At 34.2% G+C, this 22,928-nt stretch carries 20 protein-coding genes and 2 pseudogenes; all 22 read right to left on the reverse strand.

Annotated elements, in window-relative coordinates; genetic code table 11:
• Positions 1 to 162: 162 nt before the first annotated feature.
• The 22 genes and pseudogenes from D4A81_RS08690 to D4A81_RS08795 all read right to left on the reverse strand — a co-directional run bounded on the left by D4A81_RS08690 (position 163) and on the right by D4A81_RS08795 (position 22,920).
• On the reverse strand, positions 163 to 870 hold the full coding sequence (locus D4A81_RS08690; protein ID WP_111524647.1) for a 3'-5' exonuclease: 708 nt from the start codon (positions 868 to 870) through the stop codon (positions 163 to 165).
• Positions 867 to 1,496, reverse strand: coding sequence for an endonuclease III (gene nth / locus D4A81_RS08695; RefSeq protein WP_111524646.1), 630 nt, complete (start codon positions 1,494 to 1,496; stop codon positions 867 to 869). Before nth ends, D4A81_RS08690 begins: the two co-directional genes overlap by 4 nt.
• Positions 1,493 to 1,987 carry a deoxycytidylate deaminase gene (locus tag D4A81_RS08700; RefSeq protein WP_111524645.1) on the reverse strand — a complete coding sequence of 165 codons (495 nt, stop codon included), beginning with the start codon at positions 1,985 to 1,987 and terminating at the stop codon, positions 1,493 to 1,495. The genes nth and D4A81_RS08700 overlap by 4 nt, the downstream gene beginning before the upstream one ends.
• Positions 1,988 to 1,994: 7 nt before the next feature.
• Entirely contained in the window at positions 1,995 to 3,083 is a 1,089-nt protein-coding gene (locus tag D4A81_RS08705) for an L-threonylcarbamoyladenylate synthase (protein ID WP_111524644.1), read from the reverse strand.
• Positions 3,084 to 4,079 (reverse strand): 3'-5' exonuclease, encoded by a 996-nt coding sequence (locus D4A81_RS08710; RefSeq protein WP_111524643.1) that lies wholly within the window; start codon positions 4,077 to 4,079, stop codon positions 3,084 to 3,086.
• A gap of 44 nt (positions 4,080 to 4,123) precedes the next feature.
• Positions 4,124 to 4,429: a preprotein translocase subunit YajC gene (yajC, locus tag D4A81_RS08715; RefSeq protein WP_111524642.1), complete on the reverse strand. Its 306-nt coding sequence runs from the start codon at positions 4,427 to 4,429 to the stop codon at positions 4,124 to 4,126.
• 7 nt (positions 4,430 to 4,436) lie between these two features.
• Entirely contained in the window at positions 4,437 to 5,573 is a 1,137-nt protein-coding gene (tgt, locus tag D4A81_RS08720) for a tRNA guanosine(34) transglycosylase Tgt (protein ID WP_111524641.1), read from the reverse strand.
• A 7-nt stretch (positions 5,574 to 5,580) separates the two neighbouring features.
• The gene (gene secD / locus D4A81_RS08725; protein WP_119808288.1) at positions 5,581 to 7,971 is read right to left on the reverse strand and encodes a protein translocase subunit SecD; all 2,391 of its coding nucleotides are present in this window, start codon (positions 7,969 to 7,971) and stop codon (positions 5,581 to 5,583) included.
• A gap of 14 nt (positions 7,972 to 7,985) precedes the next feature.
• Positions 7,986 to 8,252 (reverse strand): annotated as a pseudogene (locus D4A81_RS08730) (SPASM domain-containing protein); the annotation flags it as partial.
• A 79-nt stretch (positions 8,253 to 8,331) separates the two neighbouring features.
• Positions 8,332 to 9,051: pseudogene (locus D4A81_RS08735) on the reverse strand (preprotein translocase subunit SecD); the annotation flags it as partial.
• A 14-nt stretch (positions 9,052 to 9,065) separates the two neighbouring features.
• Complete coding sequence (gene scfB / locus D4A81_RS08740) at positions 9,066 to 10,457, reverse strand: thioether cross-link-forming SCIFF peptide maturase (RefSeq protein WP_111524639.1); 1,392 nt, start codon at positions 10,455 to 10,457, stop codon at positions 9,066 to 9,068.
• Between the two features lie 78 nt (positions 10,458 to 10,535).
• Positions 10,536 to 10,682 (reverse strand): six-cysteine ranthipeptide SCIFF, encoded by a 147-nt coding sequence (gene scfA, locus D4A81_RS08745; protein WP_007593215.1) that lies wholly within the window; start codon positions 10,680 to 10,682, stop codon positions 10,536 to 10,538.
• Between the two features lie 148 nt (positions 10,683 to 10,830).
• Positions 10,831 to 13,173, reverse strand: coding sequence for a hypothetical protein (locus D4A81_RS08750; RefSeq protein ID WP_111524638.1), 2,343 nt, complete (start codon positions 13,171 to 13,173; stop codon positions 10,831 to 10,833).
• A gap of 4 nt (positions 13,174 to 13,177) precedes the next feature.
• A complete protein-coding gene (locus D4A81_RS08755; protein WP_111524637.1) occupies positions 13,178 to 13,543 on the reverse strand; it encodes a hypothetical protein in 366 nt (121 codons plus the stop codon).
• A complete protein-coding gene (locus D4A81_RS08760) occupies positions 13,543 to 15,522 on the reverse strand; it encodes a serine/threonine-protein kinase (protein WP_111524636.1) in 1,980 nt (659 codons plus the stop codon). Before D4A81_RS08760 ends, D4A81_RS08755 begins: the two co-directional genes overlap by 1 nt.
• A gap of 10 nt (positions 15,523 to 15,532) precedes the next feature.
• The gene (locus D4A81_RS08765; protein ID WP_111524635.1) at positions 15,533 to 16,291 is read right to left on the reverse strand and encodes a PP2C family protein-serine/threonine phosphatase; all 759 of its coding nucleotides are present in this window, start codon (positions 16,289 to 16,291) and stop codon (positions 15,533 to 15,535) included.
• A gap of 3 nt (positions 16,292 to 16,294) precedes the next feature.
• The gene (locus D4A81_RS08770; protein WP_111524634.1) at positions 16,295 to 17,638 is read right to left on the reverse strand and encodes a DUF6382 domain-containing protein; all 1,344 of its coding nucleotides are present in this window, start codon (positions 17,636 to 17,638) and stop codon (positions 16,295 to 16,297) included.
• A 9-nt stretch (positions 17,639 to 17,647) separates the two neighbouring features.
• A complete protein-coding gene (locus D4A81_RS08775; RefSeq protein WP_111524633.1) occupies positions 17,648 to 18,706 on the reverse strand; it encodes a P-loop NTPase family protein in 1,059 nt (352 codons plus the stop codon).
• Between the two features lie 9 nt (positions 18,707 to 18,715).
• Entirely contained in the window at positions 18,716 to 20,008 is a 1,293-nt protein-coding gene (locus D4A81_RS08780; RefSeq protein ID WP_111524632.1) for a WG repeat-containing protein, read from the reverse strand.
• Between the two features lie 9 nt (positions 20,009 to 20,017).
• Positions 20,018 to 20,641: a prepilin peptidase gene (locus tag D4A81_RS08785; protein WP_111524631.1), complete on the reverse strand. Its 624-nt coding sequence runs from the start codon at positions 20,639 to 20,641 to the stop codon at positions 20,018 to 20,020.
• A 10-nt stretch (positions 20,642 to 20,651) separates the two neighbouring features.
• The gene (locus D4A81_RS08790) at positions 20,652 to 21,965 is read right to left on the reverse strand and encodes a hypothetical protein (RefSeq protein WP_111524630.1); all 1,314 of its coding nucleotides are present in this window, start codon (positions 21,963 to 21,965) and stop codon (positions 20,652 to 20,654) included.
• 103 nt (positions 21,966 to 22,068) lie between these two features.
• Positions 22,069 to 22,920 carry a hypothetical protein gene (locus D4A81_RS08795; protein ID WP_111524629.1) on the reverse strand — a complete coding sequence of 284 codons (852 nt, stop codon included), beginning with the start codon at positions 22,918 to 22,920 and terminating at the stop codon, positions 22,069 to 22,071.
• Between the last annotated feature and the right edge of the window lie 8 nt (positions 22,921 to 22,928).

The following is a 22,928-nucleotide window of genomic DNA, read 5'->3' on the forward strand; positions in this document are numbered from 1 at the left end:
GTGGCACTACCATTGACAGAACTAGAATTGTTACTATAACTATTGAAACTATTTTTCTTTTCTTCTTACTATCCATATAAACCTCTTTTCTTTTTGAGATAAATACACTTTGCGTAACCTTAGTGAAATCTTTTCAGCTTGATAAGCCGGAGTATTTACGCTTTATAGAGCAAAATCCCTGCTTCCGGACTTGATTTTATCCATCATTCTCTTAGCCTCAGATTCTGAAAGCAGGTCAATATTTACCTTGCAACCAATTCTATGACAATTTAGTAATTTCTGCAAGTCCTCTTTAGTTCTTTTTCTAATCGGAATGAATTTTTTAAGTTTTACTCTCATATCCTCAGGTTCTATATCCAAACTGTTATGACTTTCCAGAATCTCTCTAAATAGTCTATGAGTGTAATAAGCATCACTAAAAGCTCTATGTGCATTTTTTCTTTCTATACCAAAGTAACAACAGGCATCAGTTAGATTTTTTTTTATATCTGCAGGCAATATCTTCTTGCACAGCTTATATGTATCAAAACCTCTTTTTTCAAAATCTATGCCCACTCTTTTTGCATCTCTTTTTATAAAACTGTAGTCAAAAATCGTATTATGCCCTAATAAATCGTAGTCCTCACAAAAATCCACTATATTACCTATCACATCATGTATTTCATTTGCTCTTTCAAGTTCACTTTTCTTTATACCTGTAAGTTCCAAAATCTTTTCATCTATATGCATTTGTGGATTTATTAGACATGAAAAAGTGTCTACTATATGAGCATCTTTTATTTTTAAGAGTCCTACCTCTATTATCTTATCCCTGCCAAGCTTTATACCTGTAGTTTCAAGATCAATAGTTATATAATTTGAAATACTCATACTTTGGCACTTGGACAATCCTCTCTTAAAAAGCATATATCACATTTTTCTCTTCTTGCAATACATATAGTTCTTCCAAGAGTTATCAAATCTGTATTCCAAACTATCCAATGATCCTTTGGAAGTATCTCCATAAGTTCAAACTCTATCTTTACAGGGTCATCACTCTCTGTAAAGCCCAATTTTTTAGTAATTCTCTTAACATGAGTATCTACCACTATACTTGGTATATTAAATATATTGCCTCTGATAACATTCGCTGTCTTTCTACCTACTCCGGGCAAGGTCAAAAGATCATCAAGACTACTTGGGACCTCACCTCCAAAATCTGTTAAAAGCTTTCTGGCACAGGCGATCAAATTCTTCGCTTTATTGTGATAAAATCCTATTGAATGTATATCTTTCTCCATTTCAGACAAGCTTGCATCCGCAAACTTTTCTAAGCTATCATACTTTTTATACAAGTCTCTTGTCACCATATTTACTCTGGCATCTGTACATTGTGCACTAAGTATGGTGGCAAATAGAAGCTGCCAGGGAGTATTATACTCTAGATATATAATTTTTTCTGTACCATATGTTGCATCTAGCTTAGCTAATATTCTCTCAAGTCGTTTATTCATCATACCATTATCTCTATTTTCCTTCCACTTGGCTGATATTCATAGTATCTTACTCCTGCAGCATTTAGCATTCTTTTACTAGCTCTTACCGAAGGGCTATCAGCGTATTTGTCTTCTTCATATATTATAGTTTTTATTCCGGCCTGTATTATTGCTTTGGCACACTCATTACATGGGAATAGGGTTACATATATCTTGCTACCTTCCAAAGAACCGCCTCTATAATTTAATATGGCATTCAATTCACTATGTGTGGAATAAAGATACTTTGCATTATATGGATCAGTAGCTTCCAGCTCCTTGCCCCATGGGAATTCTTCATCCGAACATCCTCTTGGAAATCCATTATATCCCATAGAAAGTATTTTATTATCTTCACTTACTATACAGGCTCCCACTTGAGTGTTTGGATCTTTTGATCTTCTTGCACTAAGCTTTGCCACACCTATAAAATATTCATCCCAATTTATATAATCTTCTCTTTTCTCACTCATAATTCACCTAAACATCTATTATATTAAAGCCGGCAGCCTTTTTTAGCCTGTTCATTATCGCTCTGCCTATGCCACTTTCATCAAACGACTCTGATATAATTTCACTAACTCCAAGTTCATCACATTGTCTAAGCACATCAAAAAGATTATGGGCAATGCTCTCCATATCCATTATACTTCCAAGACTCAAAATCTTTATATTATTATTCTTACCTTCCGAATGCAAAACCTTCAAATGTTCATCTATGGTAAGTATTGCAATCCCATGATCCGCCTTTTTAATTTTTGACCTTAAATAATCTAAAACATCATTCTCATTGCCTTTAATCAGTCTCATATCAGCCTTTGGTGCATAATGCTTATATTTCATGCCCGGAGCCTTTGGTGCCTCACTATTTGAGAGCAAATTCTCTATAGCCGGGTCTACTTCTACCTCACCACAAATCTCTATAAGCATCTCCAAAGTTATCGCACCCGGTCTTAACAATGTTGGAATATCTCCTGTCAGATCCACTATAGTAGACTCTACACCTATTCCAACAGCCCCACCGTCTATTATCATATCTATTCTTCCATTCATATCCTCAAATACATGAGATGCTCTAGTTGGCGAAGGTCTACCTGAAGTATTTGCACTTGGTGCTGCTACAGGTACTCCGGCTACCTCTATCAAGGATCTTGCTATATTATTCTCAGGCAGTCTGATTGCCACCGTATCTAAGCCTCCACTGGTAGCATCCGGTACAATTTCCTTCTTTTTTAAAACCAAGGTCATAGGCCCTGGCCAAAACTTTTTTGCCAATTCATAAAATATATGTGGAATTCTCTTTGCAATATGCCAAACATCTTCTACCTTTGAAATATGTACAATCAAAGGATTATCACTTGGTCTACCCTTTGCAGCATATATCTTTTTCGCAGCTTCCTCCATCAAGGCATTTGCTCCAAGACCATATACAGTTTCTGTAGGAAAAGCCACAAGACCTCCATTTTTTATTATATCTGCTGCCAGCTTGATATCACTGTCTTGATATAATTCTTTGAGATCTTTTTTTTCTATTTTTTTTACAATAGTTTCCTTTATCTCCTGCTTCAATTACATTTCTCCCAAATCATTTAAATGCTTCTTTTTATTTCTAATAAGTTTCTTTTTCTTGCTTTCCTCGTACTTTTCCTTAACTTCCTCATATATCGCTGTATCTACTACCTTTGTGGTCTTTATAACATAGTACTCTTCACCATTTTTTCTCACTCTAATCTTACCCCTTACATATCCATGTTCCGGACAAAGCCCTATGCAATAATAATTTCTTTGATTTGTAGAAAACCATCTCACCTTTTTCTTTAACATTCTATTGCATCTATCACAAATCAAATCAGAATTGTGCTTATCCGCTATAGCATCCTCTTTTGTAGGAAACAGAGTGGATACAAACTTTGAATAACCAGAAAAATGCAAATATATCTCTTCTTCACTATTTCTAGGTACACGATAATAATCCAATGAATAATATTCTCTTACTGAATCAAAATCCATCTTTTGCATTATCTTTGCTGTATAAAGAGCATCTTCAAGGGCATGATGAAATGGCCTTTTTGTTTCTATTTTTAGCATATTTACAGCTCTCTCAAGTGGTATGCGATCCTGTTCACCATTTGGATATCTAATATTAAAAAGTTTTTGAACATCATAATAAAACAATGGATATTCAAAAACATTTTCCACCTCATAAAATTTCATATTTCTTTGAAGTTCTACCAGGTCAAGATTACCCCAGGTGCACAATATCTTTTTTTTCTCAATATCATTCATCTCACAAAAGTCAAAAAAATCATGTATTGCCTCTACAAAAGGAACTCCTTTTTTCTTCAGCTCCCCAATGCCTATTTGCACTACCTCATGAACCTTAAAATGCATCTTCTTATATACTGTGGGCTTTATTACTCTGTGAAACTCATCTACAACATGAAGATTTGAGTCAAGCTTTATCGCTCCTATTTCTATTATTTCAAAGGGAAGATCTTTATTACTATATTCTCTACCATTTGGACTTTGATTCCATTCCAAATCCAGTACTATATAACTATCCATATCCACCTTTCCAAAAAAAGCACATCCGAAGATGTGCTTAGAGTTTACTCATTTTTCTCGTTTTTTACAATAGCATCTTTTCTCATTGGAATACGACAGTTTTTATTGTTTCCAAACTCGACTATCACAGTATCATCTGTAATATCAATCAATACACCGTAAAAACCTGATGCAGTCTCTACTGTATCACCAACCTCTAAGCTGGCAAACAATTCAGCCTGTTTAGTCTTTTCTTTTTTATTAGGTCTATAGGCCATAAAGTAAAATATAGCTCCTATAAACACTACATACATTAAAATCGCACCTACTCCAATACCACCACCTGCATTCGCATTTGCCAAAATATTCATAGTCCTCCTATTTAGAACCTTCAAGCATAGTTCTTATTTTGTTATTTTTATATTCTGTATATCTGTTTTCGCGTATAGCTGTGCGAATCTCACTCATCATTGTATTATAGAAATATAGATTGTGCAATACGCAAAGTCGCATACCAAGCATTTCATTAGCTTTTAAGAGATGTCTTATATATCCCCTGGAATATGATCTACAAGCCGGACATTTACACCCCTCTTCTATAGGTCTCTTATCCAACTCATATTTCTTATTAAAAAGATTTAATTTACCATAATTTGTATACAAATGGCCATGTCTACCATTTCTACTTGGATAAACACAGTCGAAGAAATCTACACCTCTATCCACTGCTTCAAGTATATTTATAGGAGTTCCTACACCCATCAGATATGTCGGCTTATCCTTTGGCAGATGCTCAACTGTCACATCTAAGATATGATACATCTCTTCATGACTCTCACCAACTGCCAGACCTCCTATAGCATATCCATCAAGATTTATTTCACTTATAGCCTTGGCATGTGAAATTCTTATATCATCAATAACACCACCCTGATTTATTCCAAAGAGAAGCTGCTCCTTATTGATAGTGTCCTCCAATGAATTGAGTCTGTCCATCTCTGTCTTACATCTTAGGAGCCATCTGGTAGTACGTGCCACCGAATCCTCTATGTACTTTCTTTCTGCAAGTGCAGGTGGGCATTCATCAAATGCCATAGCTATAGTGGAACCCAGATTTGACTGTATCTGCATACTCTCCTCAGGTCCCATAAAAATCTTTCTACCATCAATGTGAGAGTTGAAAGCAACCCCCTCTTCCTTGATTTTCCTAAGCTTTGCAAGTGAAAACACCTGGAAACCCCCGGAGTCTGTCAGTATAGGTCGATCCCAATTCATAAATTCATGCAAACCACCAAACTCTTTTATAAGCTTATCGCCCGTCCTTACATGCAGGTGATACGTGTTTGAAAGTTCAATTTGACATCCTATTTCCTTCAGATCATCAGTCGATACTGCTCCCTTTATAGCAGCAACAGTACCGACATTCATAAAGAGCGGTGTCTCAACAGTGCCATGAACAGTTTCCATAGTAGCACTCTTTGCTCTTTTATCCACAGCCTTTATTTCATATTTCATAAAATACCTAAACTACAGCTCCATTGCTGTCTTTTTTTGTTTCAACCTTTTTGGTCTTCTTGTTCTTCTTTGCATTTTCAGCTTTTTTCTCTTCTATTTTCTTATCAAACTTATTGCTAAGCATATACCAGAAGATACTGGAGAGGAATACTGAAGAGTATGTACCTGCTACTATTCCAACCATAATAGGCAATGCAAATTCTCTGATAGAAGATACTCCCATCAAGAACAATATGAAAATCATTATAAATGTAGTAAGTGATGAATAGATACTTCTTGTCAAAGTCTCAGTAACGCTGGTATTGATTATCTCTTCCTTAGTAGCTCTTGGAAGTAATACCTTATTCTCTCTTATTCTATCAAATATAACTATTGTAGCATTTATTGAATAACCAAGTATAGTTAGTATACATGCGATAAATGTTGAACCCACACTCCAACGCAAAACAGCATAGAATGTTATAACTACAAACACATCATGTATAAGTGCAAGCACTGAACCTGCTGCAAATCTGAAATCTCTAAATCTAACCCAAATATAAATAAGCATCAATATGGTAGCCAACACTGTTGCAATCACAGCATCTGACTTCATCTCTGCACTGACTGCACCTGATATAGACTCTGCAGTAATCTTCTCTGCATCTACACCGAATTTTTCCACAAGTGCGGCATTGAGTTTCTCCCTCTCTTCCAAATTCAGAGATCTGGTCTTTATAATTACTTCATTCGTACCCTGTACTTTCTGAGTCTGAGTACCTGCCTCACCTGTTATAGATTCTACAACCGGTACGATTTCCTTTGAAATCTCATCTAAACTATAGTCCTTATCAAATGTAACATTAGTTGATGTTCCACCCTTAAAATCTAAGCCATAGTTAAAGAAATTATCGGTTTTAACCTTGTTAACTCCAATAAATATAATACCTATTGCTATTACAACTCCGGCTATAGCAAGAGTAAACTTTTTCATTCCTACAAAATCATAAGATTTACGAGCAAGCTTCTTTCCATACAACTTTTCATTATCAAGTCCCACATTATAGAAAGACTTTAATACAAATCTTGTTACAAACAATGCTGTAAACATAGACAGCATAATACCGAGTGCAAGGGTCTGTGCAAAGCCTTTTACTGTACCTGAACCACGCAGATACAGCACTGCTGCCGCTATAAGTGTAGTAACATTTCCGTCAATAATAGCCGATAATGCCTTCTTAAATCCGGTATTTATGGACTCATATACACTCTTTCCAAGACCAATTTCTTCTTTTATTCTTGTAAAGATAATAACATTTGCATCCACTGCCATACCTATTGACAAGATAATACCTGCTATACCTGGCAATGTAAGTGTTATCTCAAATGCTGACAAGAGTAAAATCTCAAGTATTACATAGAGCGCAAGTGCAATCACTGATGCAACACCTGGAAGTAGGAATATTGCAATCATAAATATAGCCAATACAACAAATCCGGCTATAGCAGCCTTCATACTTGTAGATATAGCTTCCTGTCCAAGCTTTGCTCCTACCACATTACTCCTAAGCTCTTCCAACTCAAGTGAAAGTGAACCTATACGAATAGTAGATGCAAGATTCTTCGCCTCATCATATGAAGTCATTCCTGTAATCTGTGCTGTACCACCTGTTATTGCAGTTTGCACTGTAGGATTTGAATAAATTATATTGTCATATATAATAGCAATCCTTTGACCTATCAGTCTTGAAGTTGCATCAGCAAATGCTTTTGAACCTTCTTCTGTAAATGTAAGAGATACTACATATTCACTATTTCCATTATTATCTATAATACCGGCCTTAGCAGTTGCTACCTGATCGCCTGTAAGCACAGTATTTCCCTGTGGATCTACAAATATCAATGAACCCGGTTTTCCAAGTTCGTCAAGTATGGCATTGGCATCTGATACACCCGGGATATCAATATTTATTCTATTGTCACCCTCTCTGTAAACTTCTGCCTCTGTTGAATAGTTTTGAACTCTCTGTTGTAACTTGTAGATAGTATCTGCCATATCCTCATCTGATGGATTTGGATTCACTGTCTGATAAGTAATACTTACACCACCTGCCAAATCGAGTCCTAGTTTTATCTTTCCTGTACTTATTTTGGAAGTTTTACCACTCTCTTCAGCTGTCTCATCAGATATAGTACTCTCATCCACTGATGTTTCACCACTACTTTCATCAACTGATGAACTCTCAATTGCCTCACTTGATGCAGAAGCATCTACACTTGTCTCAGTAGATTGTGCCAAACTATCAGCACTTTTACTATTGCCTCCTGTCAACACATTGTAGGCAAGGAAGCCCAAAAATACCAAAACCACAAATGTGATAAATAGAGAGGCTAAGCCCTTTTGCTTATTGTCCTTCATTATCTTCTCCTATTTTACCCAGCTAATGCTGCTTTTATCATTATTGCACACTCAATTCTCTTTTTTTGAAGTTCGCAACCGATATCATAAGTATCTGTAATAGAGCCATGAAAGCTATAGGAATTTGCCGCACATCCTCCACTACAATAAAATCTTGCATAGCAATCCTTGCACTTTGTTTTTGCATAAACATTGCATAGCTTAAACTCATTACTAATGTCTTTTCTCTTCAGTCCATCAAACACATTTCCAAGTAAAAACTCCTCTTTACCTACAAATTGTAATCCCTTAGTGCCTCTTGACTCAGCAAATTTTAAAAACTTAGGTACTATTACATCATAGCTTCCTTTTCCACCTCTGACTTCTAAGTTCTTCAAGCTCCAGTGAAAGTGAACCTATATGAATATTGGATGCAAGTTTTTCTGCCTCATCATAAGATGTCATACCTGTAATCTGTGCTGTACCACCTGTTATTGCAGTTTGCACTGTAGGATTTGAATAAATTATATTGTCATACATAATGGCAATCCTCTGACCTATAAGTCTTGCAGTTGCCTCTGCAAATGCCTTTGATCCTTCTTCAGTAAATGTAAGTGATACTACATACTCACTATTGCCATTATTATCTATAATACCTGCCTTTGCTGTTGCCACCTGATCACCTGTAAGTACAGTATTTCTCTGTGGATCTACAAAGATCAATGAACCCGGTTTTCCAAGTTCGTCAAGTATGGCATTGGCATCTGATACACCCGGGATATCAATATTTATTCTATTGTCACCCTCTCTGTAAACTTCTGCCTCTGTTGAATAGTTTTGAACTCTCTGTTGTAACTTATAGATAGTATCTGCCATATCCTCATCTGATGGATTTGGATCCACTGTCTGATAAGTAATACTTACACCATCTGCCAAATCAAGTCCTAGTTTTGTCACAGCTGTCTCAGTAGATTGTGCCAAACTATCAGCACTTTTACTATTGCCTCCTGTCAACACATTGTAGACAAGGAAACCTAAAAATACCAAAACCACAAATGTGATAAATAGAGAGGCTAAGCCCTTTTGCTTATTGTTCTCCATTATCTTCTCCTATTTTACCCAGCTAACGCTGCTTTTATCATTATTGCACACTCAATTCTCTTTTTTTGAAGTTCGCAACCGGTATCATAAGTATCTGTAATAGAGCCATGAAAGCTATAGGAATTTGCCGCACAGCCTCCACTACAATAAAATCTTGCATAGCAATCCTTACACTTTGGTTTTGCATAAACATTGCATAACTTAAACTCATTACTAATGTCTTTTCTCTCCAGTCCATCAAACACATTTCCAAGTAAAAACTCCTCTTTACCTACAAACTGATGACATGGATATAAATCTCCCCAAGGTGTTACCGCAAGGTATTCTGTTCCTGAGCCACAACCCGAAAGTCTCTTTGCAACACAAGGTCCCTGAGTTAAATCTATATTGAAATGGAAAAAGTTAAATCCTCTTCCTTCTTTCTTTCTTTTAATATATTCAACAGCAAGTTTATCATATTCCTCCATAATCTTTGGAATATCCTCTTCTCTAATTGCATAGGTTTCACTTTCCTCACCTACAACAGGCTCCATACTGGTCTGTTTAAATCCAAGATCTGCAAAATGCAATACATCATTAGAAAATTCTAAATTATTTCTTGTAAAAGTACCTCTGATATAGTAGTCCTTAGTACCTCTTGACTCGGCAAATTTTAAGAACTTCGGTACTATAACATCATAGCTGCCCTTGCCTCCTCTTGTAGGACGCATAGCATCATTCACTTCTTTTCTACCATCCAGACTGAGTACAACATTTGACATTTCTTTATTACAAAAATCCATAACTTCATCATTTAGAAGCATACCATTTGTTGTGATAGTAAATCTGAACTTTTTATTATTAGTTTCTTCCAAGCTTCTTCCATACTTTACCAGGTCTTTTACCACCTGCCAATTCATAAGCGGCTCGCCACCAAAGAAGTCTACTTCCAAGTTTCTTCTGTTTCCTGAATTGGCCACAAGAAAATCCAATGCTCTCTTGCCGACATCATAGCTCATTAAAGCCCTTCTTCCATGATATTCTCCCTCTTCAGCAAAACAATACTTACAAGCTAGGTTACAATCATGGGCGATATGAAGGCAGAGTGCTTTTACTACTGTTTCCCTCTCTTTAAAGTCATTTATATACAGTTCATAAGTATCCTTTGTATAAAGCTCCTCTGCATCTATAAGCTCCTGTATGTCAGCTATAGCTTCATCTATTTCCTCATCACTGTATTTGCCCTCCAAAGCCGACTTCAAACCGGTCTTTGTTTCGCTATCTAGCTTTATCGGTGAATCAAGCTCTCCTATAAGCTTTTCTACAATCTCCATTGCATCATACAGCAGCTCATCCACTACATGAACAGAACCTGAATTCACATCCAATACTATATTATATCCATTATTCTTATATTGATGTAACAAATTATTCCTCTTTCTATTACAACACGAAAAGCCCCCTCAACAGTCAAAGACCGCAAAGGGGGTTTTGATACAAGCGTCTTATCTGTTAGGATTTTCACAGCCCTGATTTCCAACTGTGCAAGATGTCTTGCAAGCTGACTGACAAGAAGTCTGGCACTCGCCACAACCACCACGCTTTAGGCTCTCTTTAAGAGTTTTCTCATTTAATGTAACAACATGCTTCATATACATTCTCCTTCTATGTCGATACTGCGACAACAAGCTTTATGCGAAACTATTTTAGCATAAGTATATATCTTTTTCAATAAATATATTTTATTATCGTCAACCCAAAGACGACCACAATATTGTGGCCGCTTAAAATATATTCATTCTATTCTTCTTCTCTACGCTTTTTGTACATAAAAGCTATACCCAGACCAAGTGCAAGTCCAAGCGTTATCACTGCCAGCGGAATATATCCGGTAGATAATAGTTTCTTATTTGGAGCTTTTATATCAAAGTTTACCTCAACAATATCACTTAAATTACCTGCCTGATCCTTTGCCTGCACCTTTATGCTATGCTTACCTTCAATAGCAACATTGAGAGTAGCCTTTCCATCTTGATTTACAGTATACTCTCTTTTACTTAAAAGTCTGTCATTAAGCCAAACTGAATCTATAAAATCTCCAGGAAGCTCTGTACTTAAGATAATATTTACACTACCTTCATAGCTCTTACCATCTTCTACTCCCAAAATTATATTTACAGGCTTTGTAGCATCATAAATGACCTCTACCGGCTTCATAGTAGACTTATTTCCTGCAGTATCTATTACTTCAAGATTAAAAATATATTTGCCGTCTTTATCAACAGTTTTTAGAAATCTCAACTCGCCATCTACAAAATCATAAGGCTCATCAGTTCCATTTATCGTAGCTGATACTATAGATATTTCATCAGTATTCCAAACCTCAATGATTGGAGTAAATACTTTATTTGTATGTTTTCCTACAAGCTCTTCCGGTTTAAATTTAAACGTTGCTCCATTCTTATTTACGGAGAAATTCACCTGCTTCCTGGTAACATTACCTGCCAAATCATATATAGTAACGGTCAGAATGTAGTTGTCATCAATATATATAGGATCAAGCTTTAGAATATAGCCTCCATCCTGTCTCTTTGCCTTATATATAAGTTCTCTAAATTTTCCATCCGTAACAGATTCAAGGTTTATTTTTGACTTAGATAAATCTATGTTTACATCACTATATCTTACTACCGGTGACACCGTTCTTGCATTTGCTGTAAGATTTTCTACTCCGGTTATTGTGATATAAGGTGCTACAGAGTCAACATTTACTTTTTCTTCAAATGAATTTTTACCATTTTTTACTACTGAAATTCTATATTCACCATCATCATCAAATAAAATATTTGCCTTATGATTTTCACCATTTGAGCTCCACGAATAATTTACATCTGATAATACTTCTTTTCCACCTATATTCTTATACACTAATACAGAATAATTATTTGCATCAAAATTATTGTCCTCTACATTTACAGATGTAGTTCTGGTATTTATAAATCCATTTACTCTATTATTTGAAGTATCCGAATTTATACTTACTCTTGGGCTAACAGTACTTGTACTCTCACTTCTATTGTTATTTCCAGTGCCTGAGGGAACATAAGTTCTTGTATTTCGTTGAGGTTCTACTTCACGGTTTATTGAAACTTGACCTGTTATACCGCTGTTTTCCCCTTCATTTACGATTGATATAGTACTTATGTCATTAGTATTTGATGTAATACGATCTTGGGTATTAGTTATTCCTACATCTACAACTGAGATATTATTTACAGTTGTTCCTGTATTCCCATTATTGGGTCTATTTCCTTCATTATATGAATCAACAGTTATGCTTTCAGCTGTAACTGAATCTGTGGTCATACTTTCAACAATATTTGAATTATCCGTCACGCTTTCAACTGTATTTGAATTAACCGGTAAGCTTTCTTGTTCATTTATCTCAATCTGTGTATTCAATCCCATGGTTGTTTCGGTAACTATTTCCGGATCCGGTGTATCTTCTACAGGTGGTTGCACAGCCAAGAAAAATATTTGATTTCTATTCCCGTTCTTAGACACAAACTGCTGCATATTATCAGCTATAGTATTCAAACTATCCTCTCTTGCAATATGTACTCTACTTCCAATAGCAAAATATACATTACTTCTATACAATGTGATACTTGTATTTTGACTCTCCTCACTGCTAATCGGCAAAAACCCGGATCTTATTACCAAGTCCTCTCTGATTGAATTTGTAGCTGTTGCTGTTGATGGAGTGGCAACTGATGATGTGGCAAGAGTAGGCGGATTTGACACATCATAATCCTCAATTTCAATACTTCCGCCATTTCTTATAACATTTTTGATATTATCAAAAGAATTTTTCACCAATATTGGACTCCAATTAGAATAACTCTCATCATTTGTATCTCCAAGATCCATCGGTGTAGGCAATGTCAATGTACCGTCTATATCAAGAAATGATGAAACATTTCTTATATGATAGCCTCTACTATCCCTAAATATCAATCCTATAACAGTATTTGACTGAATAGCCATAGCATCAAAACAAAAAGATCTAAAAATAATTTGTAGCATAAAACATATACAAATCAGTATCGATATTAACTTTTTTTCCCTACTTTGAATATTCATAAAACTATCTACCTCCCGCAATCAAATTAATCTCTTCAATAATTTCAAAATCAACGCTCTTCTTATAGTTTTCCAGAGTCTGACCATGGTAATTCTCTAAAAGAATAGTTTCTTCAGTATTTTCGATATTACTGTCTGTATGTGCCGTCCTTTTTATTAATCTACTACTCATCAATTTTCCGGAATTTGTTTTTCTAAGTGGCATTGTCTTATTTTGCATTCTTTGATCTACTGACCATTTTTTCTTTGAACCATAGCTTAAGATATCTCTAAATGCTTTCTTTATACCAAAGCCAAACCATATCACTACACTTATTATCAGCATACCTCCACCAGTAAAAATCCCACCAAAATATAATATTTTGTGCATTATATACCTCCAATATTTTGTAATTTATTCTTTAATGAAACAAAATTTGAATTATATTCTATTCCCGGTAATTTGCTTGCATCTTTATAGACTTTAGCGGAAGCACTTACATCTTTTATGTCCATAAGTAACATTGTAGATAAACTTATATATGCAGTAGCATCCATAGGATACTTTTCTATAAGTTCCTCATATTCTGACTTTGCTCTGTCGTATTCCCCCAACGTTCTATATATATCACCTATTCTGTTTTCAAAAAGAATATTCTGTGAAGATGTCTCAAATATTAGATATTGCTCATAGTATGAGATAGCTTCATACAAATCATTTCTGGCTTCATTATCCTCCAAGTTGGTATTGGCCCTTCTATAATGTGCATCAGCCATTCCAAAGTATACTTCCGGTAAATATTGTTCTTTTAAATCTTTGTCTATATAAGGACTTTTCAATATTTCATCTGCTTTAAGTAAAAGCTCCATAGCCTTATCAAAAGGCTGTTCACCTACCTTTTGTATACCAAAAGCATTAGCTCTATATATCTTTGAAAGTGTAATATATATCTCTACTTTTTCTTCCTCATTCACTTCTGTATTTAGATACTCATCTACATGATTCATATCCTCGACTATAACCTTCCAGTCTGTACCTATCTCTGATAACGATCTTGAAAGGGAGGAATAATACTTTGCTTGAGGATATTTTTTTGTATTCACTTTATCGAAATATCTCGCAGCAGTTCCATAATCAATATCAAAATCTGTGTCCTTGTTATTTCCAAGAAAATATATCTGTCCCATTTTCATCATTATGTCATCATTTTTATTCAAGTCTCCTTCACCTGAAGCAATCATAGCTGAAAGTACCATCAGCCCATTCCTTGTTTGTCCCATATAACAGTAATAATCTAACATCCTTATATATGCTTCTGTGTTTTGTGGTGCTATATTTATAGCATCTTGAAAATAACTCAAAACATTTCCATCAATACTGTTTTCATCACTATTAGATGCTATATTTAGAGCTGCTTCTGACAGATAATTATTATAAAGCTTGGATATTTCTCTTCTCTCCATACCATTGACTATAAAAGACAGTGAAAAACAGGATATTGACAGAACAAGAGTTGTAGCGAAAAGTAATATTTTTTGTTTTTGTCTTACTATATATGAATCGTCTAAATCTCTAAAATGCTGTAATGCATAAGACATTTCCTTGCAATCATTAAATCGTTTTTCAGGATCCTTTCTTGTAGCTCTAAGTATAATCTTTTCAAGTCCGTTTGATAATCTCTCATCCCATTTTCTAATAGGATATAACTCATATGGAGGCTCTGAAGGATTTACTCCGGTCAAAAGGTGATACATAGTAGCTCCAAGATTGTATATATCAGTCCTTGCATCAGTTTGTCTTAGAGTTCCACCGGCAAACTGCTCCGGTGCTGCATAACCTAGTGTACCAAGACAGGTGGTGTCTGATACACTGTCATAATTATATCTTCTTGCCGTTCCAAAATCTATTAATGTTATCTTACCGTCAGGTCTTAGCATTATATTTGCAGGCTTCAAATCCCTATATATTATTGGTGGTTTTTGTGAATGCAGATAATCCAGTACATCACACAGCTGTATAGCATATTCAACTACTCTCTCTTCTTCAATGGTTCCCTGCTCTGCCAAAATATCAGATAGTGGTCTACCCTCTACATAATCCATTACAATTATTATTGTATCGTCATTTTCAATTATATCCGCAATACTTGGTAAGTATTGATGTTTCAGCTCTTTTAGGAGATTCGTTTCAGTTATAAGACTTTGTCTCATAATCTCATAGTTTTTATTTTTTTCTTTTCTCATCTCCTTTATGGCCCATTGTTTATTTGCCTTTTCATTCATTGCCAAATAAACAATGCTCATACCGCCCTGACCGATTTTATTTAAAATTTTATATTTCCCATCTAAAAGGCTGCCAATCTCCAACATATTTCCCCTATTACTGTATCTTAATCAAAGCTGCTGAAATATTATCATGTTCCTTTCTTTTGAGGTTTAGATCTATCAATGTACGCAATCCCTTGTTTAGCTCTGTGTTATCACATTTTAACAATGTGTTTAAAATCTCTTTTTCAGATATCTCATGTCTAAATCCATCACTACAAAGTAATAAAATATCACCTTTGACCACTTCACCGCAAAACATATCTGGCTCTACATCTTCTGTAGCTCCTATACATTGCAAAAGTACATTTCTTCTAGGATCTCTTCTTGCATCTACATCATTTAGCCTTCCTTCTGCTATTTCCTTTGCAATAACAGTATGATCATTTGTGAGTCTACTTATTTTAGATGATGATATCTTATATAATCTTGTATCTCCTACATGGCAAACAAAATATTTTCTTCCTACCAAGAGAATAGCTGTTATAGTAGTACCCAGATATATACCATGCTCTTTCCCATAGTATAGTAATCCTTCATTTTCAGAACTCAAAATATTTCCAAGATCAATACCTATCTTTTTTTCATCCCAGATATTTTCATAATTACTATAATGATTTGTAAACCAATCAGAAAATGCTTCTACAATGCTCTTGCTTGCAAATTCTCCACAAGATAGACCACCCATTCCATCACAGATTACTCCAATACAAACCTCTTCACCCTTAAATCTTGCTCTTTTTAGAATAATACTGTCTTGATTACAATTCTTTTTTAATCCAACCTCAGTTTGTGCTGCAAAAACATAACTCATATATTATCCTATGTGAAATTCGAATTCTTCATTTGCCAAACTGATAATATCATTGTCCCAAAGCTCCACTTCCAGACTTGGTGATATCTTTTCGCCATTCACCATGGTAAAGTTTAACGACTTCAAATCTCTGATAAAAAAAGCTCCATCTTTTCGTATGATCTCTGCATGATTTCTTCCTACAGAAGTATTATCATTTATACAGAAATCTACATAATTTTTTTCTCTACCAATTCTAAAATCAGACTTATCTATTACAATTCTCTCCCCGGTTCTCTTCCATATCAAGAATGAATTTATTATACTTTTTTGTAATCCCAACAATGTCGTTTCGCCCATATTAGAAAAATTTTGTAATACTGTAGTTTCTGCAAAGCCACTGCTATTCAAATCATTTGCCTTAATATTATTCTCAACTGCAGAATTTTCCTTCTTTTTACCAAATAAAGAAAATTTCTTTTTCTCTTTCGTAGTTTTTGCACCTATATTTATGGGATCATCTCTCCCAGGAATCAAAAAGCTGTTACTCGTCTGATTACTATTTTCAATTTCTTTTTTCTTTGACAAATTTGCAAATCCAAAAATACTCTTTTTCTCCTCCTTTACCTGATTTCCATTGATATTTCGTATTGCATTGTCAATACCGGGAGTAATAATACTTTTTATTTCTTGTTGTTTGATATTATATTGGGGATATGCCGGTGCTGAAGACATAGGCTTTACAATTCCTTCTATGTTATTGACTTTTCTTTCCTTTAGATCTGATTTGAGTTCAACTTTTTTTACACTTGGTTTTTCAATATGATTTTTATACTTTAATTCAGATAATAAATGCAAAAATTTATCATAAGAAAAGTCTTCTTCGTCTGAGAGTTGCTTTGTTATATCAGCTGCGAAATATGCTGCCTTATCATTTTTTACCATCATATCCAACAATAGATTTTTAAAGAATGCTGATATACTTATACTATTTCTTCTGTTTTGTATCGGTAAAAGAATCATTCGTATTCCTTCATCCTCTACAAATATATATTCATTTTCTAAAATAATCTGTGATTCTCCAAGCATATATTCTTCAATACAGCTTATAGCTTTACAGATATTCTCAAAAATACCTAATAGATCTTCCTTTGTAAGTTCCTCACAAAGATATTCATTAATATTTTTTATAAATCCTACCTTATACTTAAACTCTATATTCTTATCATTTGTAATTATATCTATCGGAAATAAACCCGGAATATCATTGTTTTGCATTATACCTATACTTACATTATCTATTTTATCAGTACCTCCGACATCATATATTAGCTCGACACCTTTATCCGCTTCATTTTTTATAAACATTCGCTCCTCCTATCTCAAGTTTTCCAAAAAAGGAACTTGTGCCAATATATTTGTTAAGTCACTATTTTCAACACTATAGTTTTTTATAAATTCTCTTACATAAAGATTTGGTGGTATAGATACATGATTCACATCACTTACCTTATTACATATAATAGTAAGTTTATTTGTTATATCAATATTTCCACCATTTTCCAACAACTGTAATGCTTCATTCAAATCCGACATTTTCTTTATCCCAAACTTGGTTTCCTCAAAAACTAAAACAATCTTATGTGCAAGTTTTGAAAAAACATTCAGTCTACTACCTATATTTAGGCTGCTATCTATTATTATATGCTTATACTTACCCATACTTTGTAATTCCTGAATAAGTGTTGCTATATCATCATCATTCATCTCAAGCATATCAAGTGCTATTCTTGCCTCATTAAAAAAATCTAATCCTTCTACAGTCTGTAAAACATTGCTTTCTATTTTTAGCGAAACGCTCTGCTTTTTACTCTTTATTGCATATATTATTTCATCAAATCCCACATTACTCTCTCCCTCCAAGAATATACCTGATGAATTCAATGTTTCAAAGTTTAAGTACAAAGTAGGTATTCCTTTCATAGCCAGTTTCTTTCCATATGCTATTGCCAAAGAAGTAGCACCTGCACCTCCATTTACTGACATAAACACCTCTACTGTAGTATGATTCCCATCATTGAATTTATATGCAATATCACCATTTGCTCCATCTGCCAAAATATTCAAAATTTCTTTATATATCTTGTCAGGCTTTTTAAATTTATTAATCGTTTTTATATTGTTTTTTCTTTCTATCAAATCTCTATCTGATAAATATGCAATACTTATCTTTCCATTATATAGAGATAGATCCTCTTCTATGTCTTCAGCTACAAGCATTACATCAATAGTCTTATTTCCTCTATTATTTTCAAATGAATCCAAAGAAGAGAAAGTCAATATTTCTATTCTGTCATGGTAATTTTTAATATAAAAATCCGATAATCTTTTTCTGTAATCCTTATCACTGTCTATTAAAGCTAATCTGATCTTCATTAAAACCTCCTATTTTGCAAGTTTTATAAATTTCCAGGACGGCTTTTTAACAGCCGCTATTCCACTATTATTAAAGCTATATGCTTCATTAAACTCAAAATCAATTACTACTGTGGAATTATTGTTTATATAACCCCATTTTTCTCCATTGTATACAGCAGCAAATCCATTTGAAAAAGCTTTCACATCCTTGTATTCAGTAATAAATTCAATTTCACCGTTCTTATTTGCAAATCCCCACTTACCATCTACTTTTACTGCTGTAGATTCATCTGCTATAAATGCCTTTGCATCCTCGAAACCTGCATTACCTTTTATCTTTCCGTCTAAATTGAAAATATGATACTTACCTTCAAATTTTGCAATATATACATTTTGTGATGTTGCAAATCCGAAATCATCCATTATCACATCCTCATATATAAAATCAGTAACTTGTGAGAAATCATTTTTTATAATAGCCCATTTTCCATTTTGCTTTACTGCTGCTCTCTTATTTGCAAAACTGCCTGCAAATTCGTAAGTATTATCTGTTGCCTTAACAGCATTTTCGTCAATATAAGAACACTTTCCTTCACTACAATATGGAGCTAAATTATTTCCATATACTCCAAGAGTCTCTACTTTAAAATCAGTAGCTAGCTTTTTATATCCATTTTTATCAATATAGTACCAAGCGTTATCTTCACAAACTGCGGCATAGTTTGGTTCTTTTCCATAGGGATATATTTTCTCATATATAGCTTTTATCTTTTCGCTTCCATCAGACTTTATAAGCCCCTCTTTTCCATCCTGCGAAAATACATAAAAGCCATTATAATATCCACTTATAGAGTCCTTACCAAAGTATATCTCAGTGTATGTTCCTCTAAGTTTACCCTGCATCTCCAGAAATTCATCATCATTTGTATCTTTCTCCAAATATGCATTTACAAGTTTGAGAGCATTAGCAGTTTGTTTCCTATCCATATAGTAGTCAGTCATCTTTCTTGCTACATTTCTTGGATAATTATAATTTTCTAAAATCATATTGCCATGCTTTTCAAAGTCCTTGTACTTCTCTAATTTTAGATAATCATCAAGTATTGCTTCTTCTATAGGTAATTTATCCTCTGTAAATTCTCTTGCCTTCTTATACTGTTCAACTGCATCAATATAAATTTCCTTTTCATCCAGTTCTCTTGCTTTTGCCATATAATCTTTATAATTCTTATATTTTCTGGCATTTCCGCCTATTATATTGCCCCAGCCAAGTACCAATAATAATATTATTGTAGGTGAAAGTATTTTCTTCATTGTCATATATCGCTCCTAAAATCCAAGGATCATACAAGTTGTCACTCCAAAAGCTATAAATGGAGCAAAGGCTATCTCATCCTTTGTAGTTGCCTTTTTAGTCAATATCTTAAACATTCCATAAACAGCAATAGATACCAACGACACCATCAATACGCCAATCAGTGCATAGGTTCTTAGATAAAATCCTAATGCTCCTATAATCTTTATATCACCCATACCTACACCATTCTTACTCACCGCCTTACTTATTGCAAATAATCCAGCACCTAGAATCATTGCCACAGTAGAATCTATAAAGATAGCCAATGTTTCTACTTTGTTTTTAAATATATTTATTAATATAAGTATACTTGCAATACTTAGAATAGATATAATGGCTTCATTTGGTATTATTTTTTCTCTATAGTCAATACCTGCAACGATCAATACTACAGAAATTATAGTTAGAGCCTTAAGTGATTTTAAGATATCATACTCATACACTTTATATAAAATCCCTATAGCTACACCTATCAATAGATATATGACCAATAAATATATATTCTGCTTTGATATGTTATATCTTTTTTTGTATATATATTCTGTCATAGCATATGCTATCAACATAAACAATATACATAGTATCAAATTTACCATCACTCACCTCCTATTCTGTAGTATATAGTTTTAATACTATTCCATTTTCACTTGCATACTCAGTTGCAGCCACTATTGCCTTTTGTTGGTCCAAAGTAAGATCTTTATTTTTTACAACAAGATAATAATATTTTGTATTATACTTATCACTAGTAACATCTCCCTGCCCACTGAAGTCTTCCAGTTGTTTCATATCCTTTTTTATAGCTTTTAAAAACTTACTTCCATCTTGGTACTGTATCAAGTCTGTATCCATGCTATGAGTTCTTGCTATATATTTTTCACTCTCATTGAATATACTTATATCTTTAAATTCATTTGAATCCAGATTTCTCTTTACTACAGTATTATCATAATTACTTATCGCTTCTCCACGCTCTTTGGTATTCATATCCCATACTGATGAAGGTATGTTAAGCTTATTTCCCTGTGTAGCCACCGGAACTATTTCATCAAACTTATCCTCAATTCCCGGCTTTTCATCTGCACCATCTTCTAATGCTGCACCTGCTACATTTCCTCCTGCCTCATTTGGCTCATTGAAACTTCCGTCTCCAATCCAAGCCCTTGTAGATGCAGTGTTTTTTAATGTAAAATTCACCTTATCTACAAATGGCAAAGGTATTCTCATCTTATATGTTGCACTTATCTCAATACTTTGCATATCCAAAAAGAAACTTGAACCCCAATAATTTATTCCATTTTTTCCACCTTGCACTCCCAGATTTTCAAAATATCCCTCCGGAAATCCTTGCAAATACTTATTGGTTACAGTTCTACTTATGGGCATCGCTACTGCAAGCTTCACTGCATCATATGCACCATCTTTTATTACTGCCAATATTCCATTAAAAATAGCCTTTTCATCTGAAAAATAGTCTGTAACCGAAGTATGCATTGCCTGTCCTGCATCATATATCTCTTGTGCACTTTTGCCCACACTACTCATTTGAGATATTATATCTTCCGGATATTGTTCAGAGCCTTCATCCAATATACTCGAAGTTACATCTGTTGCATTTTCCAGTCCATTTGCACTGGCTTCGAAAAACACCTGTATTGTATTTAACATTTTCTTTGTTTTCTCAGCAAATTCTCCTGCATTATCTGATGCAGTCTGCCCTATATTGTGTACTCCAAGTTTCTTTGCTATATAAGCATATTCAGATACTTGCTTTGCAGTCTGATTTATAGCATTCTGTATGCCGGTATATGCCCTATACACATTCAGCATACTCAAAAGTGCTATATAAGCTGTAATAAATATCATCAAAATAAGACTGGCCTCTACTGTTATAAAACCTCGTTGCCTACCTCTATCCATAATTTTGCTCCTTGTAGTGTGGTTGTTCGCTACAGTTTACTTGCCTAAACTCCAGTATTCTTTTTGACCAGCATATATTGGATACTAAATTATGCAATATCCATTACTTTCCACTTCCATATATTATTTTATAACTTGTAAGTGTATTCATCGATGCTTCTGAAGATTTTTTTAGCTTCTCATAATTCTCTTCCATAGTTTTTGCCTCCTCAGTATTTGACATATCTGCCGGTCTAATGAGCCATACGGCCATACCCATTCCATAGCCAAATACATCATCGGCAGCACTTGATCCTGCTCCCTCCGGACTAAAATAATAGTATGCAATATATCCTGTCCTTACTAATTCAGGATCATAAGTATTTGAAGGATCTTTTCTTGTAATATCTATATGTCCCTCTTCTTTTATAAAATCAACACCACTATAATTTATCTTCTCTGTATTATCTACTATTACCTCATATTGCTGTTCAGAATACATTTTATACATTCTTCCATCTTCAAAAAAAGAATCCCAAATAAGTGTCAACCCTTTAAGTATGTCAGGAATCCTCTCTAAATCTTCACTATATTCTACATGCCATATTTCCTCTGCTGATCTTTTATCAACACACTCTTGCTTAAAAGAGCAAGTTGCACGTTCACCTTTATTTTCATCAAATCCTAAAATACTACTGCCACCTGCCTCAATAAAGCCTGCTTTTGGAAATAAACTATTTTCATCTAAATCTATCATTCCTATAGTACCTAGCGTTTCCCCTTGTTTAAAATCAGATGTTTTAGTCCTAGTCTTATTTGCCTGTACTTTAGTAGTTTCCTCTACCTTGCTTTCATTTGCAGTGCTATCACTATTTACAGTACTACTTGTGCCATTATCAGACTTACCACATCCAATAATAATTAAACTTGCTGTTACTAATACACCTATAACTAATATTTTCTTTATATTTTTCATTTTCTTTA

This window comes from Lachnoanaerobaculum umeaense, from assembly GCF_003589745.1.
Lineage (GTDB): Bacteria > Bacillota > Clostridia > Lachnospirales > Lachnospiraceae > Lachnoanaerobaculum > Lachnoanaerobaculum umeaense.